The sequence below is a fragment of the Veronia nyctiphanis genome (assembly GCF_004116385.1).
GTDB classification, from domain to species: Bacteria; Pseudomonadota; Gammaproteobacteria; order Enterobacterales; family Vibrionaceae; genus Veronia; species Veronia nyctiphanis.
This window is the reverse complement of record NZ_PEIB01000002.1, coordinates 40,200-60,741: the sequence shown is the minus strand read 5'-3', so window position 1 is coordinate 60,741 and position 20,542 is coordinate 40,200. Positions and strand designations below refer to the sequence as shown.

Sequence of the window (20,542 nt, the reverse complement as noted above, 5' to 3'; positions counted from 1 at the left end):
TGGAAAATGAAACGCAGAATATTTTTAACTGCAGCCGCTATGATGACGTTTCCCCTTGCATGGGCAAGTTCCAGAAAGACTCCAACAGCCCCGCAGCGGGAAGGTCCTTTTTATCCTGTCAAAGATATCCCCTTAAGCAATAACCTCGTGATAAGTAAAAAAGCTATACTTGGCGATGTTATGTCGCTGGAAGGGAAAATCACAAACCGTGCCGGAGATGTTATTTCTGGCGCACGGGTAGAAATCTGGCAATGCGATGCTCAAGGTATTTATGACCACCCTCGCCAGCCAGGATACACTCGCTTTGATCCTGCATTTACAGGTTTTGGCGCAACAAACACTGACTCATCCGGTCGCTACCAGTTCACCACCATGCTTCCTTATCCTTACCCAGGTCGACCGCCTCATATCCACGTTAAAATCTGGATCGGTAATGAGGAAAAGCTCACCACCCAGTTATATCTTGCAGAGCAAAATCCTTACGTACCAAAAAATCTGAAGTTATCTCCCAGAAAAGTTGGCAATGACGAGTGGCTAGCTGATTTTGACTTTGTTGTTGTGTGATTCGCTCACTTCTTCAGGCGTTCCCCGGTCATCAGATTCAGGAAAGCCAAAATACGAGCTCAGTGTTCTTGCATGCTTAGCCAAGATAAACTCCTCTCCCTGAAATCTCAGCAAAGGAAAAGGAAAGGTCATGCAACACTCGCTACCGCAGTGGCTACATCTGTGGTGCCATTGCTTTATTCCTCCAGCGTGTATGGTGGGCTTATCTGTTATCACTCTCAGCACACCTAAATTGCACTCTTCACAGCGAAACTCGACAAGCTCGCAAGATATCGGTTTTCTATATTGCATCACTGAACACCAAAAACAATAATACTGTATATGTATACAGTATTATTGTTTTTGCACTTTTTCAATGTTGATCTGATAATGGAACGCCAGTATCAAAGACCCATTTTTCAGTTTTTCAGCATTCGCTCTCGTACTTCCAGCTTATCTATTCTTGACGCGATTAACTCCATCGCTTCCCGAGAGTTTTCACCCAATAAATCCTTCTCTCTATCTAACTTCTTTAGTGCCTGCTTCAACATATCTATGTCGGCCTGCATCTCATAACACAGGTAATCGAGAGTTAGTGCCATTACTGTTCCTTAGCTCACATCGTCAACAAACGAGAAGAGATCAGTCTTGATCTCATTCCTTCCAACAAACACAAAACTGGCAATAGTTTGGTTTGCATTATTCTGACTCTCAGTGACTCCAAGTAGAGATAAGTTCCAGAGTGATTACTCTTCTGTGGTTTGCTCATGACAGAAATGCAATATGTGGTAAAAGAACTCAGAAAAGAAACATGCAATACATTGTAATGAAACAACATTCTATGTGGCCAAAAAGTGATTTTGGCCATTCAATTACCTTGTCAGTTAAAGAAAAATATGTCTTTTAAAAGGCGGCTCAATGAGATAGAACCGCGTATTTTTCGGCAAAGAATATACTCATTCGCTGCAATAAGAACCTTGGCAAATACGAATACGAACGCCCATAAATGCAGACTCGCCTGCACTATTTTGCTGTAACCACTTTCTGAAATACAGGTTATTCCATTTACGCGAAACTACTGTCCCACCATTATTGTTGATAATAGTTGGGTACCAGCGTCCATGGTCACCTTCACCTTTCTTAAAAAGCACTTTCGGCTTTTCAAAGTAAGGTAAATTATCGGCCGCTGCTATCATGAGATCGCCTCCCCACGCATGGTAAACCATCAACCATTTCTGTATTTTGGTATTCCATGTTACCGATGGATTGGCGCCGTTAAAATATTTGACACGACCATTATCAGTGAACTGTAAGTGGACTGCTCGGTCATTCATCGGGTCTGCGCCGAAATTTGAACCATCCCACTTTTTCCAAGAAGAAGGCTTTGCTGATTTGTCGTAACTTGCTGCCGCTGTTAACGCGGCTCTGCCATTATCAAGTTTGTTCATTAAAATCGCGACCCAACGATTATTTTTAAAATCCCATACTACAGCGCCATCTCCTATACCACGCCATTCGGGTTTAGATGGCTTCGTCCCATCAGATAGGATTATCTCACTCTGACCCCATGTATTGCCCCAATCATTACTGCACAGAACGGTAAAGGTTTTATACGCCATTGGTGGACCGCCGGATACGGAGGGTTTTGGTCCACCTTGTCCGCGATAATGGTCTTCAGCGTGACCAAAGCCAATTAAACGACCATCACCATTGCCAACGTCAAACACCGACATCAGCCACTCACCGCCATCATTATATGTTTCCTGCGTTTCTGGGTACTTACCACCAACGACATGATCAGTAGGAGACAAAGATGTTTGATTTTCAGGCAAGCCTCCCGAACCGGTTGTTCGGTAACTTTTTGAACCCGGAATAAAGTTGAGCATTTTGTTGGATTGCGTGTCTTTGATGACACTAATTTGACCATCTGGAGACCAATTGTATATCGGCAGTCCAACATTATTATTCACAAGATACTCTTGCCCAATCCAAAAGCTCCATTGATTTTGCGACTTACTGTCAGAATAACCTTTGAATGCAGGTGCATTGTAGTCAAAAGTGCAGCCATTTTCGGCAGAAGGTAGCGTTGGTGGCTTCTCAACAGGCTCTGGTTTAGAGCCTGGACCACATCCCCCAAAAACCAGACAGCCCGCAATAGCTGTATTTGGAAAACTAATCAATATAAAGCTGGTAAGTATTATGAAAAAAAATGCGGTGAGTTTTATATCCCTAAATAAAAACATATACTATCTCTTTTATTCTATCTCATCTAAAAATAAAATAGATGTTCTCATCTATCAAATAATTTTACTTTCCAGATAATATAAGAGACTGATTGCATTAATTATTTATTATTTTTAAGTACGATAGGAATGACTAGGTAGTTATCAATTTCTGTCTAGTAAAAAGGCAATCTGTGCCGCTTTATTCATAGCGGCACGTGATTTTAATTTCAGCACTTAAACCGCAATATCATCATATAAGTTTATATCCGTTAGAGAAGAAATTTCATCGATATAATTACGAACACGAGGTGGGAAGATGATACCTTTTACCACAGTAAAGTTTCTTAATACTGGGAAGAACGTAATGTCATCATAGGTTAGAGTATTGTCTCGTTCAGAAGGAAGAACCAGCCAGTCTAGCTCTTTAAGCAACACATTCAGCTCACCCAAGTAACTCTCTGTCATGACAAATGCATCGTCAAAACTCATTTCAATGGCCGCTGATTTATTTTTCGTAAACCACTCTTTCGCTTCATGGCAACCAAATTCTGGCAGCTTAACTCTCATCCAACGCGGATAGACCAAACGCTGGCTTACGCCATAGGCGCGCTTATACCAGGCGGCAACCTTTTCTTCGGATGCAGATGCCTGCAACACAGGGTTTCCGTCGAACTCATCGAGATATTTAACAATATCTAAGCTTTCTCCCATGTAACTGCCATCTTCTTTTTGAAGAATCGGCACCATGTTTGCGCCCACTTTTTCAATACGAGCTTCTACGTCGTGGTTTTGGAGATATACCGTTTCAATTTCCAGCTTCTTCAAACCGTTCATCATCATCGCTCTAATACAATATGGACAATGATCGAAGACAAACATTTTCATTTAAACATCCTTATTTTCAATCCGCGTAACAGAAACTACGTTTTTCATACAGATTGTCTGAGCTAATTGAAACTCTTTACGTGTAATGAGCTGAAAGGCGTAGTCTCAAGTTAGTCAAAACATGCTGGCTACGAGGGTAATGGAGTCCGGTGCACGAAACAAGAATTTGGTAGCATGATTTGCATTCTGTTTTAAGGCTTTTAACAGAAAGCCCGAACGGGCTTTCTTGTAAGGTGAAATATATCTCAATCAATCAGGTTCGAGGGGGACCCAACAATTTTGAGATTCATCTTCTGCATCAGACAAAACAACCAATAGTCCCATATCAACCATTTCTTTTAGGGTGAGATCATCGGCGAGATGCATGTGTTCACCATTTTCATTCTCAAGTTCCATAAATGACTCCTCTACAAAGCCTACTTCGGATCAAAAAGGCAATTTAACTCATCATGGTCATAAGCTTTAGCCTCTGCACTAAGTGAATTCTCGTGTATGCATAAAACAAAAAGCCCTACTGAATCATCTCTGGCATTATTCAGCAGGGCTTTATCCGGCATATTATTCCTTTGATAACGGCTCCTGGTCTGATGTTGAATCACCGACTATTTTTTCATCTTCAATATCAGACATTACAACTAACATTCCAATGTCCAGCATTTCTTTCAAAGTCAAGTACCCTTCGAGATATGCCATGTCCCCTTTTTTCTCTGCCAGTTCCATTACAGAACCCTCCGCAAGATTAAGGCGATAGCTGATCAAGCCCTTTAAACTTAGCAGCCGCCAGCATTTTTGTGGCAGCAATACGGTTTATTTAAATGCTATTGTTTCTTTCATTGGTATTTAAATCACATGTCTCATAATTTATACATAAATTGACAGGTAGCCCTTTAACTTTGATAACGTCATCAATTAAATTAGTGTCGACCAAAAGGCCTAAAAACATGTACAAAGCAAGCTGTTTCTGCGGAAAAGTCACCTTAGATATTACCGGCCCCATTTCTCACATTATTCACTGCCATTGCTCCTTGTGCAGAAAGTCATCGGGTACAGCCTACGCAACAAATGGGTTCGTCGACACAGAACATCTGGTTATTACTTCTGGTGAAGAGGTATTAAGCTACTTCGAGAGAAAACCGGGTAAAAAGCGCCACTTTTGTTCATCCTGCGGCTCGCCGATTTTCAGTTCGAATGAAGCTGACCCATCACGTGTCAGGCTTCGCCTTGGCTTGCTGGATACCGATATCACCGAGCGCCCTGAATCTCATAATTTCGTTACCTCCAGAGCGAATTGGGAAGATATGGATACCCATCTACCACGTTATAAAGGGCATGAACCAAGCAGAGATAAATAAAATCTCTGACTTAAATGGATAAAAAAGGCGCCCAAACGGACGCCTTTTTACCTTACATCATGCTTGTTTAACTCTCCGCGGGTTTGGCCCGATAAGATATTTTATAGAGCACGGGAACCACAATCAGTGTCAGGACTGTCGCAAAGCCTAAACCGAACATAATGGTAACTGCCATTGGCCGGAAGAATACGTCTGTCAGCAGGGGCACCATCCCTAAAACTGTCGTGATAGCGGCCATACAAACAGGCCTGACCCGACTTACAGCAGCGTCAACAATCGCTTCATAGCGCGCCTTACCAGACTCAAGCTCAATGTTGATTTGCTCAATCAAGACAATGCCGTTTTTAATCAGCATCCCTGACAGGCTAAGCAAACCTAACAAGGCCATAAAACCAAACGGTGTATTCAGCCCAAGCAGACCAACCGTGACACCAATTATCGCCAAAGGCACAGTCAACCAAACAATCATTGCATCTCTAACTGAGTTGAAAAGTAATATGGTCACAAAGAACATAAACAAATAACCCAATGGCATAGAGCTAAACAAAGAAGCCTGCGCGTCACGTGACGACTCGTACTCACCACCCCACTCGATGATATAACCATCTGGTAGATTTAGACTCTCAACCTTCGGCTGTATTCTTGCCTGCAATGTTGCTGCCGTGGTAGTACCGAATGGGTCAGGATCAGTGTAAACAGTCAGAACGCGTTTTCGGTCGCGACGCACAATGATTGGATCTTCCATGTTGACTCATAACCTAAAACAACCTGTCGCAACGGGATGTATTGTTGCAGTGCGGGGCTCCAGATTTTCATTCCTTCAATGGTATTCGTGCTCGCGCTTTCATCTTGCGGAATTTTGGCAATGATTGGCATCAAGGTTGAGCCATCTCGGTATAACCCTACGCGACTGCCTGATAACCACATATTTAACAGGCTATCGAGGTCTTCTTTGGTAATACCATAACGGCGCGCCTGACTCTCATTAAACTGAGGGCGAATCACTTTGGTCCGCTCTCGCCAATCCTGACGGAGGTTGACCGTATCTGGATCAGCCGCGAAAATTGCTCTCACCTCAGCAGCAATCCCTCTCAAAATCGTAGGGTCGGAACCCACAATTCTTGCTTCGACTTTAGAACCAGAAGAGGGACCTAATTCCACACGTTTGAGTTTGTATTGCACGTCAGGGTAATTATCTTCCAGCTCTTTTCTGACTAATCTAAGGGTAGGTACAACATCATCATAAGACTTTGTACGAACTATCATTTCACCATAGGAGGAGCTGCTTCGCTCAGGCGCATAGGTCAACATAAAGCGTTGGTTACCACCGCCGGTACTGGTGGTGACAAACTCAATGTTGTCTTGCTGCATCATCCATTGTTCTAGAGATGCCATTTTCTCAGCAGTTGCCCTAATGTCAGTGCCTTCCGGCATTAGTAAATCAACCATAAACATGGGGGTCGTCGCAGACGGGAAGAATGCTTGCTTAACCTTGCCGAACCCAACCACTGCAGCACCTAGCGCGACGACAAGCACCACACAAGTAATCAGTGAGCGTTTCATGCAAAGCTCTAGCACACCCTTGTAAACGACAAACAGCATGCCATTGTAAGGGTCTTCTTTCTCCCCTCCCTGACTGGCATTTTCTTCTTTGAAAAACAAATGCGCGAAGAAGGGTGTCAAAGTAATCGCGGTGACCCAACTCAATATCAAAGAGATCAACAATACAGAGAATAGCGTGCCGCAGAACTCACCCGTAGCATCAGCAGAAAGACCGATAGGTGCAAAAGCAGAAATGGCAATGACCGTCGCGCCCAATAGCGGCCACTTGGTTTGCGTGACAATTTCTGCTGCCGCCTGTTTTCGTGTAAGTCCTTTTTTCAGACCAATCAGGATCCCTTCAACGACAACAATGGCATTGTCCACCAACATCCCCAATGCTATGACCAAGGCCCCCAGAGATATCCTTTGCAGTTCAATGTCGAAGTACTCATGAAAATGAAGGACCCTAATACTGTCAACAAAAGGATCAGTCCGATGAGCACGCCTGACCTTAGCCCCATAAACAGCAGCAGAACCACGATGACGATAACAACAGCTTCAAGCAAACTTTGCACAAAACCTTTTACCGAGCCTTCAACTTCATTAGGTTGGTTGTATATCATGCCAGTGTGCATACCGATTGGCTTAAGTGGTTCCAGCTCGGCCAGTCGTTGATCAATTCTCTCTCCCACTTCAACCACATTGACGCCCTTGGAGAAGGAAATCCCCAGCGTCAAAGAAGCTTCGTTGTTATAGGAAAGCAAACTGGTTGGCACTTCTACATAGCCACGCCGGATTTCAGCCACATCTCGCAGGAAAATAGCGCCATCTTGCCCGGTACTGATGATCAGATTGCCCAGCTCTTGTACCGTTTCAAAATCGCCAGTGGGTTTAACGCGAATGTAGTCATCGCCAATACGAACGGCACCAGCGCTGCTCACTTCATTTTGTGTTTTCAGCAGTTGGAAAAGGCTTTGCGTCGAAATACCAAGATTGCTTAAGCTGTTCATTGAGATATCAATAAACACTTGTTCTTGCTGGTTACCCGCAACATTTACCTTGCAACGCCGTCAACCAGTTCAAGCTCGCGCCTGAGATAATCGACATAGGTAGTCAGGTCAGCATAGCTATAACCCGGACCTGAGACTGACATTAAAATGCCAAAGACGTCACCGAAATCATCCACGACTCTGGGTTTCCCCACCCCCGGGGGTAACGCGCCCTCAATATCGTGTACCTTCCGCCGCATTTCATCCCAAATCTGTGGGAGCTGATCTGGACCATAGATATTCTTCATTGAAACCGTCAATTGTGACATGCCACTGACTGACGTCGATTTAACCTGCTTCACATAAGGGAGCTGTTTGACCGCTTTTTCCAGCGGGTAGGTCACTTCTTCTTCAACTTGCTGCGGTGTCGCCCCGGGATAACTGGTGATGATTTGTGCATCTTTGAGAGTAAATGCTGGGTCTTCCAGTCGCCCCAGCCCTAAGAACGAGATCGTTCCGCCGATGAGAAATAACAACGTCAGCATCCATGACGTAATACCGTTTTCGATAAAGTATGTGGCAATGTTTTTATTATTCATGCTTTGTTGCCCTCGGTTACCCGAACTTCTTGCCCGTTCATCAACTTGTTAACGCCTTTAACCACAATCCGTTCGCCCGGTTTCAAGCCCCCAACAACACGAACACCACGAACTGACAGCGCTTCAAGAACAACCTGCCGTTTGCTCACTCGGTTATCGTCACTTAAAACCCACACATACGTTTGATCGTTTGCAAGACTGTCTCCATCACCATTGAAAACAGCAGAAAGGGGAATATCGTCACCCACCGACGCTGCAAGCGATACATTGAGCGGGTTGGTAATGATGTTTAAGCTCATTCCATCAAGGATGACGGTGTCTTTTGGCATCGGCATTGACATGGTCACGATAAAAGCACCGGAGGTTTTATCGGGTTCACCCGTGAACTCCCTAAGAGAAAGCGGGTATTCTTTTCCATCTGGCATCAACACCCGTGGGTTAATATTTTTCATGACATCTTCAGGAGAAATGTCCTGCTGATTAACATACAGCTGATCAGCCACTTTAAGACGAACATCGACCCGGTTTGCGTCGTGCATACTCAGCACTGCTTTTCCCGGCGAGATATTTTCAAAGTCTTCAACCTGAACCGTCGATACTACGCCCGCGAATGGCGCTTTGAGCTCAGCGAAACTGAGCTTTAATACGGCGAGATTGTAATCTGCTTTGGCCACATCGCGATTTGCTTTTAGCTCGTCGACCTGCGACTTTGGTAAAGCACCCGTCCCTCTTAACTTTCTTGCTCTATCATATTGACGGCTAGCGAGTTCATAGCTTGTCTTTGTCTCTTTCACAGCAAGCCGAAGATCTTTTTTGTTAAGCGCTACCAGTACCTGGCCTTTTTTAACCAGTTCTCCAGGCTTTACAAAAACTTTGGCAACCTCTCCGCTGACAAGAAAAGACAAAGCCGTCAGGTCTGCCGCTGCAGCAACAGCGGGGAATTCGTTGGAAGATGCAGACTCATGCGCTTTGCCCACGGTCATGACACCAACAGTTTGCAGCGGTTTGGTATAGCTTTGCTGCTGCTCTTCACAACCAGTCAGAATAAAGCCGCACAGCAGCGAGATTAGTAGTGCAAGGGTCGACTTCCTCATAATCCACGCTCCTTAACCCAAGGCACAACCTTATCGCCATTTTTCAATACCTTGATGCCATTCGTCACTATCTTGTCACCGTCGTTCAAGCCGGATATCAAAACACCCTGCTTACTGAGAACCACAGGTTGCCGAGACACCACGCCGCCTTCATCGACCTTCCAAACATAACTCTTTCCTGCGTCATCAATGACTGCCGTTTTGGGGATAGACGAATTCTCCCCCGCACCCACTTGCAACGCGACTTGTGCCGCCATTCCAGGTAATACATTCACGCCTTCAGGGCGGCGAAGTGTAAGAGTGACGTTGTAACTACCTGTTTTTTTGTCTGCCGAGGTGTCTAACTGCTTGAGGGTTGCCTTAAATGTTTGCCCTGGGTATGTATCAAAGCTGACTTCTGCTGCACGCCTCTCCTGACCCACCAGGCGGCTTCCGAGTCTTTCAGGCAGCTGAAAATTGACGTTAACGATATCGTAGGTCTGAATACTCATAATCGGCTCATTAGCACCGACAAATTCATAGTTAGATTTAAACCTTAAAGAAATAGTGCCCGAATAGGGCGCGGTCAAAGAGGTGTAGCTCAGGTTATTTTTCGCCTGCTGCCTTTTTGTCGCCGCTTCCTCAAGTTGCGATTTGGCTTTGTCATAATCGCTTTCAGAGACAACACGGCTTTTTCTTAGTCGCTCCATGCGGTTAAACTGAACCTTTGCAAGTTCATAGGCAGCACTCGCTTTGGCAAGCTGTAAACGTATCTCACGCTTATCGAGGGCTGCGAGTAAGTCGCCTTCTTTGACTTCCATACCGGCAAGCACAGGCAATTCAGACAATTCTCCGGAAATACGGAAAGCAAGAGCAGCGCTGTCGTCAGCAGCCACAAGCGCAGGCAAGTAACGTTTTTCGGCACTATCACTGACGGTAACAGTCATGATTTTGGCGAGACGGGGGTCTGACGCCGGTGTTGAAAGTGTCTCGTCGGCGATAGCGGATGCAGACGCGAGCGAGGCAGCAATCGGGACCATCGCGAAGAAAGAACGCTTCATGATCTCTCCAATGTATTGTTTTTATATATTATCTGGCACCACTTGGCCTTATATTCAGCGTCAAAATACAATCCGCTGAAGCGCTTTGCGGTTACGGCATGATCAAGGTTATCGCTTTCAACCTTTTATTTTTATAACAAACGTAAACTCCATACCCTCGTAAGAAAATTAAGATAATGCATATGTGAGCATATGATTAATGAACATACCCAGATGCCCAGCAGGTATAACCTGCGATATCGTTTGTCATTAAACAACGACGTGAATAGACTGTCTCTGGGGGGAAACATTTAGTGACAAACCTTCAATAAAATCAATGTTTAATTACAATATTGCCAAACAACATTCTGCTGACATCCGAAAAAGCGCTCGTTAGTAGGTATTTCAACTAATCACTACATTGAAACGTCGAAAAATTGAATACAACAACCCGTCGTCGGTCAGCATTAATGCGGTGTAAATGAATATCAACGTCAGTTAGGTTAGCAATGGAATTCCCCTCTTAGTGACTCGACATTCAGACATCACTGCATAAGTTCATTTCCATTATCAAAGAGCTTAATCAAAACGCTTCGCCGAATCGTCAATAAATATCAGATGCGAAAATGGCGCGATAACGCGCCATTTTTAATGTGAGCAGAGCCATACATCTAACTAGATGCAAGCGCAGGTTTGCTTCTGGACTTAAAGAAGTAAAAAACAAGTACGGTGCACATCAAAGGTAATGTTATCTGGTTGAGCAATTGCCATCCAAACGTCGCCTCTAGGTAGCCCGATAACATTGCGCTTACTGTCACGGAACCGAAGACAGCAAACTCGTTGAATGCCTGTGCCCTTGCTTTATCTTGCGGCAAATAATAATTTGTCAGTGCAGAGGTTGCACCTACAAACATGAAGTTCCAGCCAACACCAAGTAACAATAACGCAATACGGAAATGCCACTCAGATACCCCCTGAATGTTAATGACAGTACAAAGTATGATAAGCATCGCCCCCATCATCACTGTCGCTCGGGTACCGATTTTATCGATGATGTGCCCTGTCACGAATGCTGGTGCAAACATGCCTAGCACATGCCACTCAATGACAATAGCGGCTGATTCAAAAGAGAATCCGTGCTTGTGCATTGCAATCGGCGTTACCGTCATCAAAAGGTTCATGACAGTGTAAGCAACCAATGCAGTGAATACTGTCAGCAAGTATCCCGGTGTGGCAAAAATGGTGCTGAACGAATTAGGCTTAATTCGCTCTTCTTTTGATGGCAACGCAGGAAATTTCACGAGTTGTAAGATACCCAACGCCAAAATATACAATACGGTCAACGCGCCGAAGGCACCGATGAAGTTGGCATCGGGTAACATATGCTGACTCATAATGGGCGATATTGGGGCCAAGCACCGCAGCAATGACACCGCCAGCCATTGATTTGATATCGCTCTGCTTTTTGCTTCTGGCGCACTTACCTCGATAGCCGCAAACCGATAAAGTGTGGCAAAGCCAATGCCTATTCCCAGTAGCAATGTACACACGCAGAAGAACCAAAAGTCCTGTTGCTGCAGAGCAACAACACAAAGCAATGCCCCACCAATACCGAAAATATTTCCGAGTATAAAACCTTTCTTTCGCCCTATTCTTGCCATGATTAGAGAGGCAGGAATGGTTGCCATCATCATACCGACAAACTGGGTTGCGACGGGTAAAGTAACCCAAGTATCACTCGGAGAAAGTGATTGACCAATCAGGCCGTTAACTGAAATAAGTAATACATTCCCCGACATTAACAACGCCTGACATAAGGCTAACAGCCATACATTTTTATTCATTATTGTCCCTACTGGATGTCAACTGCTTGCCGCAGCACTTTTTTAATAAAATCTCTGGTCCCTGATGGCCATATTCAACAAAGCCGAGGCGTTCATAAAATCGCCTAGCGGGGTTAGAACGAATGACCGATAAATAAATATCTTCGTTGTTCATTTCCGCCTGACGAATTAGATGGCGCAATAGTGCTTCACCAATGCCTTGCCGTTGATATGTTTGCGCGATCTGAAGCTGAACTAAAAACCAATAACGTGATTTTCCTTTTTGAGTGTAAACAGATTTGATCAGCCCGACTGGTTGGCCCTCATACTCGACGATCTTCACATCATCAAAATGAAAGCGAATACGCTTCAAGTGAGAGACGTCATCAACGGGCATTCTTGCTTCTTCAAGATAACGTGTCATGGTTTCTTTTCTCAGTGCCAGCAGAAAGGGAATATCTCCCTCTTCCCCAGCTCTCAGTGAAAAGCACCGTTTGAAACCCTCAACAATCAATTGACAGTTGTCGTCGTACTTCATCATTATCATATCTTTATGCTGAACCCCATCCTCAAAAAGGGGGGCTTCATAGTTATCGATAAAGAAATCTCGGATTACTGACACAGGGCGAAATCCGAGCTGCTGGTAAAAAGCGAGTTGGTAGCCAAATGCGCCAGTCCCCAATACGATATTGCCTGCGCGTTCAGCCAAAAGATCAGAAACGATATGTTGAAGTAATTCACCACCAATACCTTGGCCTTGAAAGTCAGGTGAAACGGCAAGGTTGATGATTTCTCTTTCACTGTCACGGTCAACAACAAGACAAGCCGCAATTAGCTGCTCTTTTTGTAACACTCCCCATGCACGAGATTTAGGTAAGTATTGTTTGATTTTCGATTCACTCGGGTCTGCTTCAAGTAACAGCGCCATGGGAATATCTGCTGGCTTGATAATGTCAATTTGATACATTCTTTGTCTATTGTTATCTGCGCAAAAAAGAGAAGATACAGACTAAATAGACAGATCTCTTTTGTCATTTCAAGCAATTACAACTTGCTACACACTATTATTGAAGATTGCTACCAGCAAGGCGATATGACGTGACTGATTGATCGATACGTTTATAAAGCTTTTGATTTGAAGTGCGGACACTGCGGTGCACCATTTGGGCGCAATTTACGTTAGCGGTATTGCTGGTGATGCTTTTGCAACCAACACCAGCAAATTATCGATTGGAGGGGACTCAGACTGTTTCTACAGTTGAAGACGAAATGCGACTTAGCATTAATGTTGAAATCTGATCAGTATTGATACCAGTGCAGTATCTGACTGGATGACCTGTTTCATTTGACGAAGAACAAACCAAATAAGGCTTAATTTTCCCTTCATCCGTGTCGCTCGGCGCTTCAACAATTTTTGCTTTTCGCCCCTCTGTGGTAAACCAATCTCGATTGATCATATACGCTGCTGCCACCATGTCGAATGGATTGAAGCCTTTTCTCGCACCGAAGACAACTTCCCATTCAAGCCACCAGCCAAATGTATGCTCTGCAAGAAAACGGGCCATTGGGTTTCCTACTCGCAACGCCAAGAGCTCTTCCAAATCAACCCACACTTGTTTGCATACACTAAAGGGGACTAAGTCCACTTCAACACCAGATTGAACAACAACATTAAAAGCCGATACATCAAATTCAAAATTCAGATCTCGAAACGGCTTACGTTGATAACTGCCTGAGATGAACGTTTCATTAACCGACTCTCTCCCCGCTACAGCAACAACTCTCTCTATCCTACTGGCTAAATCAGGGCGAGCATGCAACAAGATAGCTAGGTTGGTAAAAGCGCCAATGGCCAAGATTGTTAACGGGCTTTTCTCTAACGCATCGATTAGAGCGACCACGGCTTCAGGTAGTTCTGCGCGGGTGCAATCAAACGTACTGCTCGAACCTTTATAAACTGAATAACTCTCGCTGCCAAAGTCGCGGACGAAACGTTTCGCGATAGACGTTGACTCATTGATATCGAGGGTATTTGCTCGCGTCGAACTAATACCAACAATTTCTACCTCCGGACTATGCATTAAGCTCCCCAACGCATAGCCGTCATCAACATCTTTATAATGAAGGAAACTTATTTTCTTCGCACCGACGGTAATATCGGTATCAATCCATAAATTTAATGGCGTTGTCGGCATGATTTACATTCCTTGTAGGTGCCATAGAGGCGTCAATTTCAGAGAAAACTGTACAATTTCGGCCCTTGCCTTTTGCTTTGTAGAGCTGCTCATCAGCGTGATCGAAGATATTTTGATATGACCAATGACCAGAGGCTTGGGTCGCAAGAACCGCGCCAAGAGACAAGGTAACAATGCCTGATTCGGTGTGATGAGGTATGGCAAGGCGTTGGACTTCTTTTCTCATTCTTTCCGCAATGCTGTGAACATTATTAGCATCTTTATCGGTGAAAAGTATGATGAACTCCTCCCCACCGATCCGAAAACAAAGATCATTGTTTCGTGTCACTGCCAATAAAACACCCGCAATTTTCTTTATGACCTCGTCACCTTTACTGTGTCCAAAGGTATCGTTGTAGAGTTTGAACGAATCTATATCGCAGATGATGATGCCGAAATTTTGTTGCTTGGACTGAGATGTTCTAAATAGTACTTCAGCCTTGTCTTCGTATTTATGGCGGCCACTCATCCCTGTTAATGCATCAGTATCCGACAGATGGCGAAGCAATTTCATTTGAGATTGTGTTTTCTCTGTCAGGCTTTGTAGTGCACGCGCTAAAATACCAATTTCATCTTGCCGCTTTAGTTCTTTCATATCAGAGATATCAAGCTTTTCAATGTCTTGAGAGATTTTATTAGCAAGGCGTTTCAACGGGCTGACGATGGAGTTCGAGACGACGATGATTAGCAAAACAGATGCAAGCAATGCAATAGCTGCTTCAAGGAAGAGGGTTTTAACTATCTGGGTTTTCAGATGATACAGTGTTGAAGCATCAAAAACGGCTTTTAACGTGCCGCCGTTTTTATTGACCAATGGGGTTTGTACGACCAACACTTTTTCGTCAGGTAGGAATTTATAGCTGTAATCACCTGCTGGCAACAACCAAGGCAAAGCAACCGTCTTGCTCATTAACTTCGCCCTCTCTATCGTTTTTAACTCACCATCCAACTTCTTTACTAGGTATGTGATTTTTTTTCTTTGCGCATCAGACTGTTGAGTCGTCGTTGTAAGCGCGCTACCAAGGTCGTTTCTTTGTTTCCGGGTTTGGTTGATTTCATCAGTGCTAACATCCATACGCCAGATATCCGCAATGTCTCTTTGGTACCTTACAGATACTGATTGTGACGAATAATCTGATACGCCTGTGACGTCAAGGAGAAGTAATGGCTCAATATTGAGTAGCGTTTGCTTCTGAGATGGCAAAGTCAACGCAGCATAATTTCGCCCAGCAACAGCTGTTGAAGACTCAAGAACAAGCGGTGCAATAATTTGCTCGGCTAACACAACTTCATTATTCAGTCTTGTGCTCCACTCACTTTGGTAGCGAGTAACACTAAAGCCAGCAATAAGAATTAACACGAGCAAAAGGTGAGTAAGAAACAACAGCTGATTGACAGTTAAATTTCTGGACAAATAGCCCCCTTGCATCAGAAACGATTTTACTTATATGCGTCTAACAACGGCTCTGTACAGGTTCCGTTGATACATATGTCCTTGTATGTTTCATGGCACCGTTGGCAAAATTCAGGCTCCAACGTTGGGTGCATACTGCTTATATCCTGCCCCTTGCGGTTATAACTTCCGTAAATGGGCAACCCACCGAAGTGTTCAGTCACCCAAATAATACCCTGCACTTCAGACACTGCGATGGCAGTTGGCCCGTCAGTGTAAGGGCCATGCGTTTTATATTGTTCTAGCTTTTTTGGGTTGACTCGAATGGTCAATGGAGAACCTTCTCCATTATTGATCCATGAGTATGCTTTGACGGCCTCTTGAATAAACAGAGAGGTATCGGGAGGCACAACGGTATCGGCAGGTGGATTAACCGACTCTTTCACCACCGGCCATGACTCCCACCCCTCAGGATAGCTCGCTATCGAATCAGCTGAAACAAGCGGGCTGAAAAGCAAACAACACAGCAAAGAAATTTTACAGCAAATCTGAAACATACAGACAACAAATATTCTTAGTCTTTCATTAAGTAATATTCAGATACTAACGAGGCATAAATAAAGGGCAAATTGAAGAAATTAGATTATCGAGTGATGTATCATTTATTTAGACGTTAATTTTTAATTGATGGCATTTCGGAATTTATGTGAAAAAGAAGTACTGTAAATTAGCTTTGTTTATTAAGTTTCGGTTATATATTATTCTTGTAATAAGCATGAAAAAGCCGACATGAATGTCGGCTTTTATATCAATCATCGATGTTATTTTTCGATAACAGGTGGTTTAAAACCAAACATCATAGAGAGGTCATTGCCCCACATCATTTGTTGAAGCATTGGTTCATCATTGGAAATTGACCCATACCGCCAGACATGTTCTGCATTTTGTCCTGAACGCCCATATACATGTGCGCGCCACCAGCCAAAGCCCAAAGATCCCCAGGCTGAAAATCTTGATGACGAGGCATCGGCATGTTTTGCATGCAGTATTGCATCATCATCTGCATGAACATCTGTTCCATCATGTTCTGACCCGGCATCGGCCAGCTTGGCATAGGTTGGAAAGAACCAACACCAGCTTGGTTACCAAACATGTGACAGATTTGATCCCACCAGTTGTTGTTGATCCAATCACAGAACTGAGGACACTGAGCTGGATCCATCGAACCCCAGATTCCTGCTGCGCCTGGGTAGCCTGCATCTTTCAGTTTCTGTTCGATTTCAGCAATGATTGCCTTGTTGTCTGCAGCAGTTCCATCCATTTTTATCTGGTGGAATGAACCGTCATGCTTCATGACGTAAAGGCCTTCTTCTTCACCCCACGCTTCTTTGAATCTCACCGCGGTATCGTAATCAACGCCAGTTTTATCATGAAACTCGCCTATCGTACCGTCTTTGATTTCAAGGTCGTTTTCATTTGATAACAGGTTAGTGATTTGCGTAGCTTTGTTTTTGTTTGGCTCGAAAATGGTGACAGTATCAAGGAAAGTCTGGCTTCCTTTTGGCTTCGTATCCATGTGGATGCGCGTACCATCATCAAGAATCAACACACTGTCGTTTTTGAACTCGCCTTTGTGATGAATTGCACCACCCTCGTCTTTATCGCCCAAACCGATATAAGGGTCGCTATATACACGATAAATCTCACCAGTATGCTTGTTGGTGATTTTCATAGAGCTTTGAGATTCAGTAAACTCGATTTCGTAATTGTCGTTTTCCCAAGTAGCCTTGCTTTTGTCGTCGGTGACAGAAGAAGTGCTGGAATCGCCGTAGTAGCATTCAAAAAGGTTGTGTGAGCGCTGTGCGCCAAAATTGCCGAAACCATAGGCGTTATAGCCCTGATTGCCAATGTTATTCCCGTACATAATTATCCTCCTTTCTCGTGGCTTACCTACTCAATACATTACGTTTTTAAATTTGCTTGCCGAGTTATCCCTCTTTGAGCAAAAAACGTTTTTCTGTGAGTCTGTAAACCGCAATCATGTTTGCCGGAACAAACAACTAAGTAAGTGTTTTTGATTTAGATTTTTGCGAGCAATTACAGGTCTGGAGTTTGCTCGCATATATATGTGATAGAGGAGTGATATAAGTTCCATGAAAACTTACTAATATATCAATTAAAGACAAGGCATCATTAAAAATTCAAACTAATATTTTGATTTTAATGGTTATTTTTATATATGGGGAGGAAATAGGAGTGATTTACTTCGATTTACAACTTAGCCAATATTGAGAGCGTTATTTAATAACACTCTCAATAAGTACTTTACCTTTAATATGCTTCAGGTGGAGTATTATATGTTGCCCATTCTAGACATTATTATTTAAACAAGGCTGTATATATTAACAACCATCAGAAAAAACGTTTAATGCTGGTGAACCACTTTTTTGATTCACGTCGGTGTAAGTCATATAACACCCAGAGTTTGTTATCTCAGAAATCGACAGTGATGACTTTACCCATGGAATTTTACTTCTGAATGTCACGTAATAAGTATGAGGCGTCGACCCTCTGTCTCCCATTGATGTCCAATCACCTCCGTGATCGAGACCATCAATCAGCTGCCCAATACCTTGATAATTTGCGGCTGGATAACCAAACCTAAGGTGAACATCAGCGTTTACTCCCGGCATGCTAAGTCTTACCGTTGGTGTATTTGTCTCACCCGCCAAAATGGCATGAGCATGCGCCATAAGAGCAGCATCTCCCATGCTCCCTTTCAAGCGCATCAGTTGTGCTTTATAGGCTTCACCACTGAGGGGGAGAAGCTTGGGTGCCGCCGTTACCGATAGAGTACCCAGCATGACCAACGTCACCACTAATTCAATCAGCGTAAAACCCGACATTTTTTTCATTATTGTTCAACCCACGCACATGTTGTCAGCCAAAAAGGGGCAAACGAAACCATTAAACTCAGCGAGTAACGCTAGGGCGCGAATTTTATCTGTTGTTTATAAGGCCGACAACATATATGTGAACACTTAAAGTACTAAAATGTAAGTAAACATTTCTATATATAAGATACTGATTTAAAGGGCTAAATTCTTCTCTTCTTCACGGAGAGTCAATACCTCATATCCATCATTGGTTACTAAAATAGTATGTTCCCATTGGGCAGAAAGTTTTTTATCACGAGTCACCACTGTCCAACCATCTTTCTTAGTTTTTACTTTCGCATTTCCCTGATTGATCATTGGCTCGATAGTGAATGTCATACCCTCTTGCAAAGTCAGCCCTGTGTTAGGTTCTCCGTAATGTAAAACCTGAGGTGCTTCGTGCATTTTTCGCCCTATTCCGTGACCGCAATATTCTCGAACAACACTGTAGCCATTGGCATTTGCAACTGACTGAATGGCCGAACCGATATCACCCAATGTCGCACCGGGTCTCACACGTTTGATTCCCTGCCACATGGCTTTGTAGGTTATGTATGATAATCGTCTGGCAACTGACGGTGCTTCAGACATCAAATACATCTTACTCGAGTCAGCGATAAAACCGTTTTTCTCCAGTGTGATATCGACATTCACTATATCTGAAGGTTTAAGCCGCTGTAACTGGTTTGGCACCCCATGGCAGACAACATCATTTAACGACGTATTGAGTACAAACTGATAATCATATTGCCCTTTGCTCGCTGGCCGAGCATCAAGTTCATTGACGATATAGTGCTCGACCCAGTCATTAACTTCCATTGTCGTCATACCTGGTTTGATGACGTCATCTAATCTTTCGAAAACGTCTGCCAGAAGCTGTCCTGACGTTCTCATTAAGTCAATCTCTTCCGGCGTTTTAATGACAACGCGTTCCCTCATCGTTCTGACTCTTCAACAGACAAGTTGTCAGCAGAGATATTTGCCTTAGCCAACATTGTCGCAACAAGTTCATTGAAAGAGCACTGTGGATTCATCTCCGCCTGCATACCGATTTTTATCCAAAACTCAGCTTGTGAGTTGATAGAGCGCGACATGACACCGCTCGCCTTGCGTATTTCATCATGTAAATCTTCCGAAATCTTTACAATGCCCACGTAACTTCCTCAGTAACAGCAATAAACTCACAGCATATAAAATACATACATTACGTATACGTTATATATAACAATCATAATTTTTACGTCTGATATCTCGTTTTTGAAGCAAGACCTAGATTGAGTTACCAACTCTCCAGTTTATCGAGGAGCTGTTATTGCTTCTTTCTGCCCCCTTTGGCAGGGGGGCTGACAATAAATAGTCTGAGAATTCACTCGAGCTCTTGCCTCTTTTCTGAGTTCACCTTTTGATTCCTCGCTAACCTATTGCCAAAAAAACCAAATTGGCCGAGGGGGAGTTAATGATTACTTTTGAGATTGCAAAAGAAAGGGATAAGCAATGGGCTTTTATCATCAAGGCAAATGCAGAATTTCACTTTATTGATAAATATTTTGGCTGGGATGAAGCATTCCAGCATACATTGCACGATCTGGAATGGAAGAAAACCCGGCCGACACTGGTACTTTTAAATGGAAAGAAAGTCGGCTTCTATTCGTTAGAAGAAGAGGATGACGGTTTATTTTTCCGACGGTTCTTTATCGAGCCAGAGCTGCGCCGTCAAGGAGTTGGAAGTCAGGTGATGGAGCATGTTAAGCAAAGCCTGCCAACAGGAATAACCGAGTTAAAGCTTGCCATTTTTCATGGAAACCCAGCCAAGCGTCTATATCTTCGACATGGCTTTGTTGCGTATAAGTCTGATGAGAAGTTTGAGTATTTTGTTTGGGACGCGCAGCTGGTTTAACTGCGGTAAGA

The 20,542-nt window shown here is 43.7% G+C and carries 19 protein-coding genes and 1 pseudogene; 3 read left to right on the top strand and 17 right to left on the bottom strand.

Features of this window, described 5'->3' with window-relative positions:
• Nucleotides 1-6 precede the first annotated feature (6 nt).
• Complete coding sequence (locus CS022_RS02195) at nucleotides 7-564, top strand: dioxygenase family protein (RefSeq protein WP_129120911.1); 558 nt, start codon at nucleotides 7-9, stop codon at nucleotides 562-564.
• A gap of 398 nt (nucleotides 565-962) precedes the next feature.
• On the opposite strand, the gene CS022_RS02190 is transcribed toward CS022_RS02195, so the two are convergent.
• The 5 genes from CS022_RS02190 to CS022_RS25195 form a co-directional block, all read right to left on the bottom strand.
• Nucleotides 963-1,145, bottom strand: a complete 183-nt coding sequence (locus tag CS022_RS02190; protein ID WP_129120910.1) for a hypothetical protein — start codon at nucleotides 1,143-1,145, stop codon at nucleotides 963-965.
• 354 nt (nucleotides 1,146-1,499) lie between these two features.
• A complete protein-coding gene (locus CS022_RS02185; RefSeq protein ID WP_129120909.1) occupies nucleotides 1,500-2,723 on the bottom strand; it encodes a hypothetical protein in 1,224 nt (407 codons plus the stop codon).
• A gap of 279 nt (nucleotides 2,724-3,002) precedes the next feature.
• Nucleotides 3,003-3,653, bottom strand: coding sequence for a glutaredoxin 2 (grxB, locus tag CS022_RS02180; RefSeq protein WP_129120908.1), 651 nt, complete (start codon nucleotides 3,651-3,653; stop codon nucleotides 3,003-3,005).
• A 249-nt stretch (nucleotides 3,654-3,902) separates the two neighbouring features.
• A complete protein-coding gene (locus tag CS022_RS25200; RefSeq protein ID WP_201746188.1) occupies nucleotides 3,903-4,049 on the bottom strand; it encodes a hypothetical protein in 147 nt (48 codons plus the stop codon).
• A 162-nt stretch (nucleotides 4,050-4,211) separates the two neighbouring features.
• Nucleotides 4,212-4,373: a hypothetical protein gene (locus CS022_RS25195; protein WP_201746187.1), complete on the bottom strand. Its 162-nt coding sequence runs from the start codon at nucleotides 4,371-4,373 to the stop codon at nucleotides 4,212-4,214.
• 221 nt (nucleotides 4,374-4,594) lie between these two features.
• On the opposite strand from CS022_RS25195, the gene CS022_RS02175 reads away from it, so the two are divergent.
• A complete protein-coding gene (locus tag CS022_RS02175) occupies nucleotides 4,595-5,005 on the top strand; it encodes a GFA family protein (protein WP_129120907.1) in 411 nt (136 codons plus the stop codon).
• 67 nt (nucleotides 5,006-5,072) lie between these two features.
• Here CS022_RS02175 and CS022_RS02170 read toward each other — a convergent pair.
• The 12 genes and pseudogenes from CS022_RS02170 to CS022_RS02115 all read right to left on the bottom strand — a co-directional run bounded on the left by CS022_RS02170 (nucleotide 5,073) and on the right by CS022_RS02115 (nucleotide 19,788).
• Nucleotides 5,073-8,135, bottom strand: a pseudogene (locus CS022_RS02170) (efflux RND transporter permease subunit).
• Nucleotides 8,132-9,229, bottom strand: a complete 1,098-nt coding sequence (locus CS022_RS02165) for an efflux RND transporter periplasmic adaptor subunit (RefSeq protein WP_129120906.1) — start codon at nucleotides 9,227-9,229, stop codon at nucleotides 8,132-8,134. The pseudogene CS022_RS02170 and the gene CS022_RS02165 overlap by 4 nt, the downstream one beginning before the upstream one ends.
• Complete coding sequence (locus CS022_RS02160) at nucleotides 9,226-10,269, bottom strand: efflux RND transporter periplasmic adaptor subunit (RefSeq protein WP_129120905.1); 1,044 nt, start codon at nucleotides 10,267-10,269, stop codon at nucleotides 9,226-9,228. Before CS022_RS02160 ends, CS022_RS02165 begins: the two co-directional genes overlap by 4 nt.
• Nucleotides 10,270-10,919: 650 nt before the next feature.
• Nucleotides 10,920-12,092 (bottom strand): MFS transporter, encoded by a 1,173-nt coding sequence (locus tag CS022_RS02155; RefSeq protein ID WP_235869196.1) that lies wholly within the window; start codon nucleotides 12,090-12,092, stop codon nucleotides 10,920-10,922.
• Nucleotides 12,085-13,038, bottom strand: a complete 954-nt coding sequence (locus CS022_RS24765; RefSeq protein ID WP_161569531.1) for a GNAT family N-acetyltransferase — start codon at nucleotides 13,036-13,038, stop codon at nucleotides 12,085-12,087. The genes CS022_RS02155 and CS022_RS24765 overlap by 8 nt, the downstream gene beginning before the upstream one ends.
• A gap of 274 nt (nucleotides 13,039-13,312) precedes the next feature.
• Nucleotides 13,313-14,266, bottom strand: coding sequence for a nucleoside hydrolase (locus tag CS022_RS02145; protein ID WP_129120904.1), 954 nt, complete (start codon nucleotides 14,264-14,266; stop codon nucleotides 13,313-13,315).
• Nucleotides 14,235-15,719: a sensor domain-containing diguanylate cyclase gene (locus tag CS022_RS02140; RefSeq protein WP_161569530.1), complete on the bottom strand. Its 1,485-nt coding sequence runs from the start codon at nucleotides 15,717-15,719 to the stop codon at nucleotides 14,235-14,237. Before CS022_RS02140 ends, CS022_RS02145 begins: the two co-directional genes overlap by 32 nt.
• 26 nt (nucleotides 15,720-15,745) lie before the next feature.
• A complete protein-coding gene (locus CS022_RS02135; RefSeq protein WP_129120902.1) occupies nucleotides 15,746-16,255 on the bottom strand; it encodes a hypothetical protein in 510 nt (169 codons plus the stop codon).
• Between the two features lie 323 nt (nucleotides 16,256-16,578).
• Nucleotides 16,579-17,622 (bottom strand): DUF1521 domain-containing protein, encoded by a 1,044-nt coding sequence (locus CS022_RS02130; RefSeq protein WP_129120901.1) that lies wholly within the window; start codon nucleotides 17,620-17,622, stop codon nucleotides 16,579-16,581.
• A 478-nt stretch (nucleotides 17,623-18,100) separates the two neighbouring features.
• The gene (locus CS022_RS02125) at nucleotides 18,101-18,613 is read right to left on the bottom strand and encodes a type II secretion system protein (RefSeq protein WP_129120900.1); all 513 of its coding nucleotides are present in this window, start codon (nucleotides 18,611-18,613) and stop codon (nucleotides 18,101-18,103) included.
• Nucleotides 18,614-18,787: 174 nt separating this feature from the next.
• Complete coding sequence (gene map, locus CS022_RS02120; RefSeq protein WP_129120899.1) at nucleotides 18,788-19,573, bottom strand: type I methionyl aminopeptidase; 786 nt, start codon at nucleotides 19,571-19,573, stop codon at nucleotides 18,788-18,790.
• Nucleotides 19,570-19,788 (bottom strand): ParD-like family protein, encoded by a 219-nt coding sequence (locus CS022_RS02115; protein WP_129120898.1) that lies wholly within the window; start codon nucleotides 19,786-19,788, stop codon nucleotides 19,570-19,572. Before CS022_RS02115 ends, map begins: the two co-directional genes overlap by 4 nt.
• Nucleotides 19,789-20,090: 302 nt before the next feature.
• Between CS022_RS02115 and CS022_RS02110 the strand changes: the two genes are divergently transcribed.
• Nucleotides 20,091-20,531, top strand: coding sequence for a GNAT family N-acetyltransferase (locus tag CS022_RS02110; protein WP_129120897.1), 441 nt, complete (start codon nucleotides 20,091-20,093; stop codon nucleotides 20,529-20,531).
• Nucleotides 20,532-20,542 lie beyond the last annotated feature (11 nt).

Coding starts and splice junctions, on each gene's coding strand:
- CS022_RS02195 (WP_129120911.1), top strand. CDS start 7: ATGAAACGCAGAATATTTTTAACTGCAGCCGCTATGATGACGTTTCCC.
- CS022_RS02190 (WP_129120910.1), bottom strand. CDS start 1,145: ATGGCACTAACTCTCGATTACCTGTGTTATGAGATGCAGGCCGACATA.
- grxB (WP_129120908.1), bottom strand. CDS start 3,653: ATGAAAATGTTTGTCTTCGATCATTGTCCATATTGTATTAGAGCGATG.
- CS022_RS25200 (WP_201746188.1), bottom strand. CDS start 4,049: ATGGAACTTGAGAATGAAAATGGTGAACACATGCATCTCGCCGATGAT.
- CS022_RS25195 (WP_201746187.1), bottom strand. CDS start 4,373: ATGGAACTGGCAGAGAAAAAAGGGGACATGGCATATCTCGAAGGGTAC.
- CS022_RS02175 (WP_129120907.1), top strand. CDS start 4,595: ATGTACAAAGCAAGCTGTTTCTGCGGAAAAGTCACCTTAGATATTACC.
- CS022_RS02165 (WP_129120906.1), bottom strand. CDS start 9,229: ATGAGGAAGTCGACCCTTGCACTACTAATCTCGCTGCTGTGCGGCTTT.
- CS022_RS02160 (WP_129120905.1), bottom strand. CDS start 10,269: ATGAAGCGTTCTTTCTTCGCGATGGTCCCGATTGCTGCCTCGCTCGCG.
- CS022_RS02155 (WP_235869196.1), bottom strand. CDS start 12,092: ATGAATAAAAATGTATGGCTGTTAGCCTTATGTCAGGCGTTGTTAATG.
- CS022_RS24765 (WP_161569531.1), bottom strand. CDS start 13,038: ATGTATCAAATTGACATTATCAAGCCAGCAGATATTCCCATGGCGCTG.
- CS022_RS02145 (WP_129120904.1), bottom strand. CDS start 14,266: ATGCCGACAACGCCATTAAATTTATGGATTGATACCGATATTACCGTC.
- CS022_RS02135 (WP_129120902.1), bottom strand. CDS start 16,255: ATGTTTCAGATTTGCTGTAAAATTTCTTTGCTGTGTTGTTTGCTTTTC.
- CS022_RS02130 (WP_129120901.1), bottom strand. CDS start 17,622: ATGTACGGGAATAACATTGGCAATCAGGGCTATAACGCCTATGGTTTC.
- CS022_RS02125 (WP_129120900.1), bottom strand. CDS start 18,613: ATGAAAAAAATGTCGGGTTTTACGCTGATTGAATTAGTGGTGACGTTG.
- map (WP_129120899.1), bottom strand. CDS start 19,573: ATGAGGGAACGCGTTGTCATTAAAACGCCGGAAGAGATTGACTTAATG.
- CS022_RS02110 (WP_129120897.1), top strand. CDS start 20,091: ATGATTACTTTTGAGATTGCAAAAGAAAGGGATAAGCAATGGGCTTTT.